Annotated in this window: 10 protein-coding genes and 1 pseudogene; 5 read left to right on the forward strand and 6 right to left on the reverse strand. The window is 68.4% G+C overall.

The window, feature by feature from the left end; translation table 11 throughout:
• The first annotated feature begins 37 nt into the window (after positions 1 to 37).
• Both ACTWQR_RS03500 and ACTWQR_RS03505 read left to right on the forward strand, forming a co-directional pair.
• Positions 38 to 934 (forward strand): D-alanyl-D-alanine carboxypeptidase family protein, encoded by an 897-nt coding sequence (locus ACTWQR_RS03500; RefSeq protein WP_443225374.1) that lies wholly within the window; start codon positions 38 to 40, stop codon positions 932 to 934.
• A gap of 259 nt (positions 935 to 1,193) precedes the next feature.
• Positions 1,194 to 2,237, forward strand: coding sequence for a BRO family protein (locus ACTWQR_RS03505; protein WP_443225375.1), 1,044 nt, complete (start codon positions 1,194 to 1,196; stop codon positions 2,235 to 2,237).
• A 123-nt stretch (positions 2,238 to 2,360) separates the two neighbouring features.
• On the opposite strand, the gene ACTWQR_RS03510 is transcribed toward ACTWQR_RS03505, so the two are convergent.
• From ACTWQR_RS03510 to pdhA, 3 genes are read right to left on the reverse strand one after another with little or no spacing between them, the layout of a single operon-like run.
• Positions 2,361 to 3,848, reverse strand: coding sequence for a dihydrolipoamide acetyltransferase family protein (locus tag ACTWQR_RS03510; RefSeq protein ID WP_443225376.1), 1,488 nt, complete (start codon positions 3,846 to 3,848; stop codon positions 2,361 to 2,363).
• Between the two features lie 11 nt (positions 3,849 to 3,859).
• Entirely contained in the window at positions 3,860 to 4,840 is a 981-nt protein-coding gene (locus tag ACTWQR_RS03515; RefSeq protein WP_443225377.1) for an alpha-ketoacid dehydrogenase subunit beta, read from the reverse strand.
• Between the two features lie 2 nt (positions 4,841 to 4,842).
• On the reverse strand, positions 4,843 to 6,018 hold the full coding sequence (pdhA, locus tag ACTWQR_RS03520; protein WP_443225378.1) for a pyruvate dehydrogenase (acetyl-transferring) E1 component subunit alpha: 1,176 nt from the start codon (positions 6,016 to 6,018) through the stop codon (positions 4,843 to 4,845).
• A gap of 376 nt (positions 6,019 to 6,394) precedes the next feature.
• Here pdhA and ACTWQR_RS03525 point away from each other — a divergent pair.
• Both ACTWQR_RS03525 and ACTWQR_RS03530 read left to right on the forward strand, forming a co-directional pair.
• A pseudogene (locus ACTWQR_RS03525) lies at positions 6,395 to 6,552 on the forward strand (DNA-binding response regulator); the annotation flags it as partial.
• 249 nt (positions 6,553 to 6,801) lie between these two features.
• Positions 6,802 to 7,806, forward strand: a complete 1,005-nt coding sequence (locus tag ACTWQR_RS03530) for a phosphotransferase (protein ID WP_443225570.1) — start codon at positions 6,802 to 6,804, stop codon at positions 7,804 to 7,806.
• Positions 7,807 to 7,951: 145 nt separating this feature from the next.
• On the opposite strand, the gene ACTWQR_RS03535 is transcribed toward ACTWQR_RS03530, so the two are convergent.
• On the reverse strand, positions 7,952 to 9,505 hold the full coding sequence (locus tag ACTWQR_RS03535; RefSeq protein WP_443225379.1) for a protein kinase domain-containing protein: 1,554 nt from the start codon (positions 9,503 to 9,505) through the stop codon (positions 7,952 to 7,954).
• Positions 9,506 to 9,849: 344 nt separating this feature from the next.
• Here ACTWQR_RS03535 and ACTWQR_RS03540 point away from each other — a divergent pair, with 344 nt between their 5' ends.
• Positions 9,850 to 11,529: a protein kinase domain-containing protein gene (locus ACTWQR_RS03540; RefSeq protein ID WP_443225380.1), complete on the forward strand. Its 1,680-nt coding sequence runs from the start codon at positions 9,850 to 9,852 to the stop codon at positions 11,527 to 11,529.
• Positions 11,530 to 11,708: 179 nt separating this feature from the next.
• Here the strand turns inward: ACTWQR_RS03540 and ACTWQR_RS03545 are convergent, their stop codons facing one another.
• Positions 11,709 to 12,254, reverse strand: a complete 546-nt coding sequence (locus ACTWQR_RS03545) for a bacterial proteasome activator family protein (protein ID WP_443225381.1) — start codon at positions 12,252 to 12,254, stop codon at positions 11,709 to 11,711.
• 86 nt (positions 12,255 to 12,340) lie between these two features.
• The gene (locus ACTWQR_RS03550) at positions 12,341 to 12,934 is read right to left on the reverse strand and encodes a PadR family transcriptional regulator (protein WP_443225382.1); all 594 of its coding nucleotides are present in this window, start codon (positions 12,932 to 12,934) and stop codon (positions 12,341 to 12,343) included.
• Positions 12,935 to 12,997 lie beyond the last annotated feature (63 nt).

Here is a 12,997-nt window from a genome sequence, read left to right on the forward strand (position 1 = left end):
CCCGCTCGGTGCTTTCAACTTAATCGGGGTAATCAACTTGAATACCGGCATAAAGGGCGTACGGGTTCGCAGAGCTGCCGCTGTGGTCATCACCACCGGAGCCGTGCTCGCGACCGGAGCCCTCGGCGTGGCTCCCGCGAACGCGCTCACCAAGCCCACGATCGCTGGCAAGGGCGGCTTCGTGATGAACAGCGGCACGGGCACGACGCTGTTCACCAAGGCCGCGGACACGCGCCTCTCCACGGGCTCGACCACGAAGATCATGACCGCGAAGGTCGTGCTGTCGCAGCCGAACCTCAACCTGGACGCCAAGGTCACGATCCAGAAGGCGTACAGCGACTACATCGTCTCCAGGAACGCCTCGTCCGCCCGGCTGATCGTCGGCGACAAGGTCACCGTCCGCCAGCTCCTCTACGGCTTGATGCTGCCGTCCGGCTGTGACGCCGCGTACGCGCTCGCCGACAAGTTCGGCACCGGCACCACGCGAGCCGCCCGCGTGAAGTCGTTCATCGGCAAGATGAACACGCAGGCCAGGAGCCTCGGCCTGACGAACACGAAGTTCGACTCGTTCGACGGCATCGGCAACGGTTCCAACTACTCCACGCCGCGCGACCTGACGAAGATCGCCCGCAGCGCGATGAAGAGCGCCAACTTCCGCGCAATCGTGAAGACGAAGTCGTACACGGCGAGGACCGTGACGAAGACCGGCGGCACCCGCACGATGGCCGCGTGGAAGAACACCAACGGCCTGCTCGGTACTTACACCGGCACGATCGGCGTGAAGACCGGCTCCGGCCCGGAGGCCAAGTACTGCCTGGTCTTCGCCGCCACCCGCAACGGCAAGACCGTCATCGGCACGGTCCTCGCCTCCACGTCCATCTCGGCCCGCGAGTCGGACGCGAAGAAGATGATGAACTACGCGTTCGCCAGGTAGGTACGGGCATACGAGAAGGGGCTGGCCGCGATGAGCGGCCGGCCCCTTCGGCTTGGAACGCCGAGAGATTATCGAGACCGTAACTGGAGCTTACGGTCTCGGCATTCCCGCAGGTAGAGAGTGTGCGCTCTCCGTGATGCACATACCGCTCTCCCTTCGCAGCGGAACCGGCGCTCATCCCTCGCAATCGTGAACATCCTTACGCCGGCTGGCATATTCGATTTCCTCCGCTTTACGTTCCGCAGCGGAGGTGGTTCACATGATCGAACCCAGCAAGCACCAGCCCAACCCGGCCGCACAGCGCGATGCGATCGACATCAGCGACTTCGTCTACGCGGCCACGGGAGCCCGGATCCGCCGACTGACGATGCCGGACGGGGCCCATTGGTTCCCGGCAGCGGATGTCTGCAAGCAACTGGGGCACAGCAACTCTAGGCAAGCACTCTCAGACCATCTTCCCGAGGAGCACCGAGACATTCTCGAGACCGTAAGTGGAGCTTACGGTCTCGGCATTCCCGCAGGTCGAGAGTGGCGCCGAGACCTGAATCTCATCGACCTCCAGGGTCTGATTCTTCTCGTCAACGCCTGTACCAAGCCCGCCTGCGCGCCCTTCAAGCAGTGGGTCGCCGAAGTGATAGAGACCGTTCAGCGAGAGGGTTCCTACACCCTTGAGGAGGCCGAGGTACAACCCGCGGACCCGGCCGCCCCCATCGCGTACGCCATGCCCGAGCAGGTCGCCGAGGCCATCGTCCGGCTCGAAGAGCGCAACCTTCAGGCGGACGAGCAACTCGCCGTCGCACAGCACGAATCACTCGCCCTGCAACGGGAAACGCTGGAGACCCAGCGGACCATGGTGGAAACGCAGCGAACCATGGCGGAGATGCAGCACACCGTGGTGGACATGCAGCGGACCATCATCGAGATGCAGCGCGAGACCCTCACCGCGCAGCAAGCCATCGCCCAGGCCATGGAACGCATCGCGAACCGGCTCGACACCCTGGCCCTCGACCGTCCGGCACCCACCGCCGCCTTGTCCGCGAATCCGACCACTGAGGCCGTACTGGCCGACTGGCGGCAGCGGTTGTCCGTGACGGCGGACGTCTGGGCGGTGGCCGTGGTGATCGCCCCGGTCCTCGTCGAGGAGGGGGAACTGCGCCAGCCGCTCGAATCGATCGCGGCCCGTACCGGACTGTCGGTACACCGCGTCAACGAATGTCTCCGTCTGCTGCGTAAGCACTCCTGCATCCACTCGCGGGGCGGGACGGAGGACGGGGCACCGGTGTACGTGCTCAACCCGTCCTGATCCGGGCCCGCGAGAGCGGGAACCGACAAGAAGACCCAGCAAGAAGACCGACAAGAAAAAGAGGGCGCCGCAACTCGAACTTGCGGCGCCCTCTTTCGCGTTCAACCTATCCGGCCGAAGGCCTCACGCCCAAGTAATCAGCCGCTTCGGCTGCTCCAGGATCGCCGCCACGTCGGCCAGCACCTTGGAGCCCAGTTCGCCGTCGACCAGCCGGTGGTCGAAGGACAACGCAAGCGTGGTGACCTGGCGGGGCTTGACCTTGCCCTTGTGGACCCACGGCTGCAGCTTGATCGTGCCGACGGCGAGGATCGCGGACTCGCCGGGGTTGAGGACCGGGGTGCCGGTGTCGACGCCGAAGACACCGACATTGGTGATCGTGACCGTGCCGCCCTGCATACCGGCCGGGGAGGTCTTGCCCTCGCGGGCGGTCGACACCAGCTCGCCCAGCGCTTCGGCGAGTTGGGGGAGCGTCTTGGTGTGCGCGTCCTTGATGTTCGGGACGATGAGGCCGCGCGGGGTGGCCGCCGCGATGCCCAGGTTCACGTAGTGCTTCTGGACGATCTCCTGGTTGGCCTCGTCCCAGGACGCGTTGACCTCGGGATTGCGCCTGATCGCGACGAGCAGTGCCTTGGCGATCAGCAGGAGGGGGTTCACGCGGAGACCCGCGAACTCCTTGTCCTGTTTGAGTTCCTCGATGAGCTTCATCGTGCGTGTCACGTCGACCGTCACGAACTCCGTGACGTGCGGCGCCGTGAACGCCGACCCCACCATCGCGGCGGCGGTCGCCTTGCGGACGCCCTTGATCGGGATACGGGTCTCACGGGCGCCGTCGTACGTCACGACCGGAGCCGGTGCCTGGGCGGGAGCACGCGCGGGTGTGGGCGTGGGCGCTTCCGTTGCCGCGGGCTCCGGAGCGGAGGCCACCGCCGCGTGCACGTCCTCGCGCGTGATGATGCCGTCCGGCCCCGACGGCGTGACCGTCGCCAGGTCGACGCCGAGGTCCTTGGCGAGTTTGCGCACAGGAGGCTTGGCGAGGGGGCGGGCCGCCGGGGGCGTATGCCCGTTCAGCTCGCTCTGGATCGCCGCGGCCGCCGGAGCCGCCGTGGCCGCCTCGGGTTGCTGGGCGGGGACTCCCTTACGGGGACGGCGTTTCGTGGAGGCCTCTGAGACCCCGTACCCGACGAGAACCGGCGTGCGACCCTCGGGCTTGGGCTTCTGCTGGGGCTCCCGAGCGGGTGCTTCGGCCGGGGCCGGAGACTCCTGAGCCGGAGATTCCTGCGCCGGATCCTGCTGAGCAGGTGCTTCCCGCGCCGGCACCTCGGGCTCCATGGCCGGAGCGGTCCCGCCGGCCACGTCCACCGCGATGATCACCTGGCCGACGTCCACGGTCGTCCCTTCGGGGAAGCGCAGGTCACGCACCACCCCGTCGAAGGGAATCGGCAGCTCGACCGCGGCCTTGGCGGTCTCGACCTCGCACACCACCTGCCCGTCGGTGACCGTGTCACCGGGCTGGACGTACCACTTGAGGATCTCCGCCTCGGTCAGACCTTCACCCACGTCGGGCATCTTGAACTCGCGCAGTCCCGAGGCGTTCTCGGTCATCGTCGTCACGAACCTCTCCCTCAGTACGCCAGCGAGCGGTCGACGGTGTCGAGCACGCGGTCCAGGCCCGGCAGGAACTCGTCCTCCAGCCGCGCCGGCGGATACGGCGCGTGATAGCCGCCGACCCGCAGGACGGGCGCCTCCAGGTGGTAGAAGCACCGCTCCGTGATCCGGGCGGCGATCTCCGCACCCGTACCCAGGAACACCGGAGCCTCGTGCACCACGACCAGGCGGCGGGTCTTCTCGACCGAGACCTGGATGGAGTCGAAGTCGATGGGGGACATGGAGCGCAGGTCCAGAACCTCGAGGGACTTGCCCTCTTCCTGGGCGGCGGCCGCGACCTCCTGGCAGACCTTCACCATCGGCCCGTATGCGGCCAGCGTCAGGTCGCTGCCCTCGCGCACCACGCGGGCCTTGTGCAGCGGCCCGGGGATCGCGTCCGTGTTGACCTCTGACTTGTCCCAGTAGCGCCGCTTCGGCTCGAAGAAGATCACCGGGTCGTCGCTCTGGATGGCCTGCTGCATCATCCAGTAGGCATCGCTCGCGTTCGAGGGAGAAACCACCTTCAGGCCCGCCACGTGCGCGAACAGGGCCTCCGGCGACTCGGAGTGGTGCTCGACGGCGCCGATCCCGCCACCGTACGGAATGCGGATGACGACCGGCAGCTTGATCTTGCCGAGCGCCCGCGCGTGCATCTTCGCGAGCTGCGTGACGATCTGGTCGTAGGCCGGGAAGACGAAGCCGTCGAACTGGATCTCCACGACGGGCCGGTAGCCGCGCAGCGCGAGGCCGATCGCCGTGCCGACGATGCCCGATTCGGCGAGCGGGGTGTCGATGACCCGGTCCTCGCCGAAGTCCTTCTGCAGGCCGTCGGTGACCCTGAAGACGCCGCCGAGTTTGCCGACGTCCTCGCCCATGATCAGGACCTTGGGGTCGGCGTCGAGGGCCGTGCGCAGCGACTCGTTGATCGCCTTGGCCAGTGCCAGCTTTTCCGCTGCCATCGTTACTTGCCCTCCCCTTCGTCCGCGAACGACGCCTGATAGGCGGCGAACTGGGCCCGCTCCTCGTCGACGAGCGCGTGCCCGTCCGCGTACACGTTCTCGAAGATGGCGAAGTGGTCCGGGTCCGGCATGGCACGTACCACTTCGCGCACTCGCCTTCCCAACGCCTCGCTCTCGGCTTCGAGTTCCGCGAAAAATCCCTCATCCGTGTCAGTTTCGGACTCGAGATACGTGCGCAGGCGCAGGATCGGGTCCTTCGCCTCCCACGCCTCGCGCTCCTCGTCGGCCCGGTACTTGGTCGGGTCGTCGGAGGTGGTGTGCGCACCCATGCGGTACGTGTACGCCTCGACGAGCGTGGGCCCCTCGCCCCGGCGGGCCCGCTCCAGGGCCCACTTGGTGACGGCCAGGCAGGCGAGTACGTCGTTGCCGTCGACGCGGACGCCCGGGAAGCCGTAGCCCTGCGCACGCTGGTAGAGCGGAACGCGGGTCTGCTTCTCGGTGGGCTCGGAGATGGCCCACTGGTTGTTCTGGCAGAAGAAGACGACGGGCGCGTTGTAGACGGCGGAGAAGGTGAACGATTCAGCGACGTCGCCCTGGCTTGAGGCGCCGTCCCCGAAGTACGCGATCACGGCCGAGTCGGCGCCGTCCTTGGCGACGCCCATCGCGTAGCCGGTGGCGTGCAGCGTCTGCGAGCCGATGACGATCGTGTAGAGGTGGAAGTTGTTGCTGTTGGGGTCCCAGCCGCCGTTGTTCACGCCCCGGAACATGCCGAGCAGGTTGGTCGGGTCGACCCCGCGGCACCAGGCGACGCCGTGCTCGCGGTAGGTCGGGAAGACGTAGTCGTCCTCGCGGGTGGCCCGCCCTGAGCCGATCTGGGCGGCCTCCTGGCCGAGCAGCGAGGCCCACAGGCCCAGCTCACCCTGACGCTGCAGGGAGGTGGCCTCGGCGTCGAAGCGTCGCGTGAGCACCATGTCGCGGTAGAGGCCGCGGAGCTCTTCGGGGGTGATGTCGGCGACGTACTCGGCGTACTCGGCGTACTTCGCGTTCTTGACGCGCTTGCCCTCAGGGGTCAGCAACTGTACGAGTTCGGGCTGGGCGCCCGGCGTCTTCTTCGCAGCGGTGCGCTTGGTACCGGCGCTGCGTCGCGGCTTGCGCGCGGCAGTGCTCTCCACGGTCACGTGTGCTCCTCCGTCGGTCCGGCCCCCGGGGTGGCCGGGTGACCAGTGCGGCTCGCCTGTTCCAGTCCCGTGCACGGGGTGGGTGCCCTCGGCCGGGAACAGGCGTGACAGGTGCCCCGGCGAGCGCCCTGCAACAATCACGTTACCCAGTGCTCCACATTTCTGTGAAACCCCTCCTGACCTGCGTTTTTGCTTGGATTTCCAACTACTTTTAATCGGATTTCCGAATACTTTGCGCCGGTCGGGAACAGTCGCTGGTCAGAGCACTGGTTTCAGCCTTGCAGGGGGCCGGAACACCGGCACGTTATCCCGGTGACCCCGGACTCGGGAAGGGTTCGGCTGGGCGGGTGAAGAGATCACGTATGAGGCTTGCTCCGTGCACGTAGACGTAAAAATCAGTGTATTTCTCCCCGCTGACCACGAGGTCGTACGCCGCGGGGTTCACGAGCCGCTCTCGGCCGAGGATGACCTCGAGGCGGTCGGCGAGGCCGGTACGGCGGCCGACGCGCTGGCGGGATTCCGGCCACACGCCCGTACGCCGTTCGTGCGGACCGCGGGTCGGCACGTAGGCCGCCGAACCGACCACCCGGTCCATCCGGGGATCGGATCGACCCCGCAGTTCGCCATCGCGCGTCCCACGGCGCCCTTCACGGACGGTGCCATGGAGAGCCAGTTCCAGCACGTCCTGTGATAGAAGACGACTGTCTGTGACAAGCGCGAGGTCAGAGGCCCGAATCGTGCCCTAACATCTGGCGCGTGCCGCGCTCATCTGTACCACCCCCTCTGTCTCATGCGCCCCCTTTGGGTGCCCTTCTACGCCAGTACGCCGCAGGGTCCGCGCTGACCTGCGACCCCGTCGACCAGGGGCTGCTCAACCGCGGATACCGGCTCTCCACGACACGCGGCCGGTACTTCCTGAAGCACCACTTCGACCCCGAGACCGCCGATCCCGCGGCGATCGCCCGCCAGCACCACGCCACCCAGCGCCTCGCGGACCTCGGAATCCCGGTCGCCCCGCCACTGACCGGCACCGACGGGCGAACGGTCGCCGTAGTCGGCGGCCACGCCTACGCGCTGCACCCCTGGGTCGACGGTCGCCACCAGCACGGGGGCCAGCTCACGCCGGAACAGTGCGGACGGCTTGGGGCGCTGCTGGGCGTCGTCCACGCGAGTCTGGAGCGGGTGATGCCGACGGAAGGACGAGCGCCGGCGAAACCGGCGGACGGCGCCGACCCCGCCGACACCTTCGCACTCATCGACGACCTGCTCGCCCGGGTACGCCGCCACCGCCCGGCGGACGCCTTCGACGAACTGGCCCGCCACCGCCTCCTGGAACGACGCGTCCTCCTGGAACGGCACGCGGACCGACGGCCCCCGCGAGGCGGCTCCGTGGGCTGGGTGCACGGGGACTTCCACCCCTTCAACGTGCTCTACAGGGGAGACGCTCCCGCCGCGATCGTCGACTGGGACCGCCTCGGCGTCCAGCCGCGGGCCGAGGAGGCGGTACGCGCCGCGGTGATCTTCTTCGTACGTCCCGCCGGCGCGCTCGACCTGACGAAAGTACGGGCCTACGCGCGCGCGTACCGGCGTTCCGCGCGGGCCACCCCGTCCGAGCTCTCGACCGCCGTGCACCGGGTGTGGTGGGAGCGGCTCAACGACTTCTGGATACTGCGCTGGCACTACGAGCGCGGGGACACCCGTGCCGACCCGCAGTTTCCGGCGGCCTCCGCGCTGGCGGTGTGGTGGACACGCGAGTACGACGCGGTCTGCGAGGCGTTCGTGGGGTGACACACAGGTGACGACGCTCAGTCGTGAAACTCGTGGAAGTCGTGAAGCTCGTGAAAGTCGCGGAAGTCGTGAAACGGCACGCGCGCGTGGAGCCCGTTTTCGAGCTCCACGCGCGCGTGGGATGTTCGTGGAACCGGCCGAGGGGTCAGCCGACGCCGCCGTCTTCCTCCCCCGTGGCACCGCCGTTGCCACCCGTGTCCGTCGGCTCGGGCGGATCGCTCGTCGGAGTCGTCTCCTCGTCCGTCGGTTCCGTGGGGGTTGGCGCCGAGGACGTCGGCTTGTCCGAGGGCTCCGTCGGTGTGGCCGATGGCGTGTAGCTCGGCGATGGTGTGGACGAAGGCGTGTAGTCCGGGTCGGTGCCCGTGTCGGTGCTGTCGTCCGAGGAGTCGTCCGTCTCCTCGTCGGTGGCGGTCTCGCTCGGCGTCGTCTCCGCTGTGGTCGGCGAGGTGGTCGGCGACTGCGTCGTACCGGTCCCGCCGCCGCCCCCGTTGTCGCCGCTCTGAAGCGCCAGCGCGACCCCCGCCGCTATGGCGACCACCGCGAGGACCGCAAGAATCCACAGCTTGCCGCGGCCGCTGCCCCGGTTGCCGCGTCCCTCGAAGCCGCCGTCGTCCCCGCCGCCGCGGCCCGGCGGCAGGATCGGTGACGGGATCTGCGTGGTGCCCTCGCCCGGGTGCGGCAGCCCCGCCGCGCCGAGGCCCATGGCCGGGGTCCGCTGGCCCTGGTGCATCTCCACGTGGCCGGTGTTCCAGGTGCCGGTGTGGCCGCCCTGGTCGTACAGCATCTGCAGCCCGTACTGGACGAGCCCGCGCATCTCCTCGGCGGTCTGGAACCGGTCGTCCGGCTCCTTCGCGAGCGAGCGCATGACCAGGCCGTCCAGCTCCGGCGGCGCCGCGTCCGAGACCTCGGACGGGGGCACCGGGATGTCCTGGACGTGCTGGTAGACCACCGAAAGCGGAGTCTCGCCCGTGAACGGCGGCCGCAGTGCGAGGAGTTCGTAGAGCAGGCAGCCCGTGGCGTACAGGTCGCTGCGGTGGTCGACCGCCTTGCCGAGCGCCTGCTCGGGCGACAGGTACTGGGGTGTGCCCATGACCATGCCTGTTTGAGTCATGGTCGACTGGGCGCCGTGCAGGGCGCGCGCGATGCCGAAGTCCATCACCTTGACCGCACCGGTCTGGGTGATGATCACGTTCGCGGGCTTGATGTCACGGTGCACGATGCCGTGCTGGTGCGAATAAGCAAGCGCTTCCAGCACACCGGAGACGATGATCAGCGCCTGCTCGGGCCCGGGGGCCTCCGCGTTGATCAGCAGGTCGCGGATCGTGCGGCCCTCGACGAGCTCCATCACGATGTACGGGACGACCTGGTGACCGACCACGTCCTCGCCGGAGTCGTAGACCGCCACCACCGCGTGGTGGTTGAGGCCGGCCACCGACTGGGCCTCGCGGGTGAATCGGGCCTTGGACACCGGGTCCTCGGCCAGATCGGAACGGAGCAGCTTGACCGCGACCGTACGTCCAAGACGTACGTCCTCGGCGCCGAACACCTCGGCCATGCCGCCCCGGCCGAGTCTGTGGGTCAGCCGATACCGGCCGTCCCCGACCAGCCCGCCGTTACCCCACATCTCCGGCGCATCTGACATACCGCCGCCAGTCGCCTCGGGGTCGGACGGGCCCTGAGCGCGCTGCTGCTGTGCCATCAGTCCTCGCCGTCGTTTTCTGTCCGCACTGTCGGAGTACGCGCGGTGGTTGTTACGGTCTCCGTCGGGCCACGCTACAGCCTCCGCGTGAGAGCACGCCCCGAGATGGACCGGCCATCAAACCCACAGCCGGTCCGCGGAAGCAAATTCCGTGTACCGGCCGCACAGCACCTGTAACGCTTCCGCGACTCTTCTTTCGCGTACGGTCACGGAACGGGCACCGAGCTTGACGTGTCAGTGCCCTCCGGCAGACTTGGCCGAATAACACTAAGGATCACCGGCCGCGGGGGCACGTCACAGCTTTCGCCCGCGTGACGGCGTACGCCGATGGGGGACGCAGAAACATGAGCCAGGACGGCGCACACGGCCGGTACGCAGGGCGTTCGGTCGCCGGCGGGCGCTACCAGCTGCGCGACTTGCTCGGCGAGGGCGGCATGGCCTCGGTGCATCTCGCGTACGACTCGGTGCTCGACCGGCAGGTCGCGATCAAGACACTGCACACCGACCTCGGCCGGGAGCAGGCCTTCCGCGAGCGCTTCCGCCGCGAGGCCCAGTCGGTGGCCAAGCTCACGCACACCAACATCGTCTCGGTCTTCGACACCGGCGAGGACGATCTGGACGGGGTGACGACTCCGTACATCGTCATGGAGTACGTCGAGGGCCGCCCGCTCGGTTCGGTCCTCGACCAGGACATCGCGCAGTACGGGGCGATGCCCGCCGACACGGCCTTGAAGATCACCGCGGACGTTCTGGCGGCGCTGGAGATCAGCCACGAGATGGGCCTGGTCCACCGCGACATCAAGCCGGGCAACGTGATGATGACGAAGCGGAACGTCGTCAAGGTGATGGACTTCGGCATCGCCCGCGCCATGCAGTCCGGTGTCACGTCGATGACGCAGACCGGCATGGTCGTCGGCACCCCGCAGTACCTCTCCCCGGAGCAGGCCCTCGGCCGGGGTGTGGACGCCCGCTCCGACCTGTACTCCGTCGGCATCATGCTGTTCCAGCTGGTCACCGGGCGGCTGCCGTTCGAGGCGGACTCACCGCTGGCCATCGCGTATGCGCACGTCCAGGAAGAGCCCGTCACGGCCTCCTCGATCAACCGCTCGCTGCCGCCGGCCGTGGACGCGCTGATCGCCCGCGCGCTGAAGAAGAACCCGAACGAGCGTTTTGTGAACGCCGAGTCGATGCGCGACGAGTGCCTGCGCGTGGCCCAGTCCTTCCAGGCCGCGCCACCGATCATCGTGCCGGGCGCACGGACGTCGAGCGGCGCCGGTGTCGGCTCCGCCGTGTTCCCGCCGGTCGACCAGTCGGCTCAGGGGCCCGTGGGGAACGTACAGACGCCGTACCAGCCGGGTCCGTACGCGCCGCAGCAGGGCTACTCGACCCCCGCGCCTGCGCCCGCCCCCGCCCCGTCGTACGGCTATCCGCAGCAGAGCGGCTACCAGACACCGGCCCAGACCGCCCCGTACACCCCGCAGCAGGGTTACTCGACTCCGGCGCCGTACACGATCTCGCCGCAGCCCACGACCCCCGCCTCCGGCGTGGGAGGCGGTGGGGGCGGTGGCGGAGGCAAGAGCAATGTGCCGGTGATCGTTGGCTCGATCATCGTCGCGCTCGCCGCCATCGGCGGGCTGATCGCCGCGCTGACACTCAGCGGTGGGGACGGTGACGAGAACGAGGGCGGCACCGCGGGCTCCAGCGCGTCGGCGTCGGCGTCCGAGGTGGCCGGATACAAAGGGCCGGACACGACGAAGAAGATCGAGAAGACCGAGTGCATGGAGCCCGAGGAGTCGTACAACGACCCCGAAAAGATCAAGGTGCCCGACTTCAGGTTCAAGAACATCGACTCGGTGAAGGCCTGCTTCCAGGCAGCGGGCTGGCAGTACGACCCCAAGCAGGTGGACGAGAACGCCTACGGCGACGGCACAGTCATGAACCAGATCCCCGAGGCGGACTCGGACGTCGACCCCAAGGACATGCCCAAGATCGAGCTCTATGTCTCGACGGGCAACCCCTCCTGAATTCCTGACTGCTCGAAAATTCCTGACGGCTCGAACACCCGAGGGACCACGCGAAAGGGCCCGGCATCCCTGCCGGGCCCTTTTCGTCTGCGTGTCTGAGTTCTGCGTGTCCGCGTGCTGCGTGTCCGCGTGCTGTCCGGTCGGTCGTTCGCGCGCTGCCCCTGTGGATCTACGTGGTTCTACAGGTAAGGACCGCCCGACCGGCCGCCCGCACGCGGGTCGACCTCATCGCCCTCGGCGCCGCCGACGCCCGGAGGGAGCGCGCGGCGCATCTGTTCCAGCTGGGCGCGGGCCGCCATCTGCTGGGCGAACAGGGTGGTCTGGATCCCGTGGAAGAGACCCTCCAGCCAGCCCACCAACTGCGCCTGAGCGATGCGCAGTTCCGCGTCGGAGGGAATCGTCTCGTCCGTGAACGGCAGGGAGAGCCGCTCCAACTCGTCGACGAGGTCGGGAGCGAGACCGTCCTCCAGCTCCTTCACCGAGCTGGCGTGGATCTCCTTGAGCCGAACCCGGCTCGCCTCGTCCAGAGGAGCCGCACGCACCTCCTCCAGCAGCTGCTTGATCATGCTCCCGATGCGCATGACCTTGGCGGGCTGCTCCACCATCTCCGTCACCGGGACCTCACGGGAGTCCTCGTCTCCTCCGCCGCCGAGAGCCATCCCGTCCTGGCCAACGACCAGGATCTGGGGGTTCTCCGGCGACCTTTCGTTCCTCGGCATCTCCATGCCGCCATTCTCTCGCACCCGTACATGTCATCACCCTCGTGCCCCCTCGTAGGGGTGATCCACCCTGTACGTACGGGCGCTCGGTGTCAGACAGGCGGTATCGGCGGTGCCTGCGGTGGTTCCTCCGGTGGCTCCTTGGCCGCTGTCGCCTCCGCGAGCCGCAGCAGTCTGGCCTCGCAGTGGTCGAGCCAGCGGGTCTCGGCCTCCGTGCGGAAGATGAGGTGCTCGAGCACGAACAGCCGGGCCAGCTCGTCGCGGTGCGCGGGCGCCTCCGCGAGCGCCTGGGCCCGCAGCCGGGTGTACGTGTGGATCGCCGCCGACAGATGCCTCCGCTGGGCCTCCGTGACCGCCCGTACGTCCACCCCGGGCGCGCCGACCGCCATCGCCAGCTTGATCGCCAGCTCGTCGCGCGGCAGGTCCGTCCGCTCCACGGGAGTCGCGTACCAGGCCCGCAGCTCGGCCCGGCCCGAGTCCGTCAGCGCGTACAGCGCGTGGCCCGCCTCGTCCGCGCCCTCCTGTACGACCAGGCCGTCCCGCTCCAGCCGGCCGAGCGTCGTGTAGACCTGGCCGACGTTCAGCGGCCAGGCGGAGCCGGTGCGCGCCTCGAACTCGGTGCGCAGCCGCGAGCCGTAGCGAGGGCCGCGCGCCAGGAGCGCCAGCAGGCCGTGGCGTATCGACATAACCGGTATCTGTACCTGGTGGACCTGTGTGTGCCAAGGGTGTCACCGAGCGTGACTCCACAG

Origin of the sequence: Streptomyces sp. 2A115 (genome assembly GCF_052245575.1) — a bacterium.
Lineage (GTDB): Bacteria > Actinomycetota > Actinomycetes > Streptomycetales > Streptomycetaceae > Streptomyces.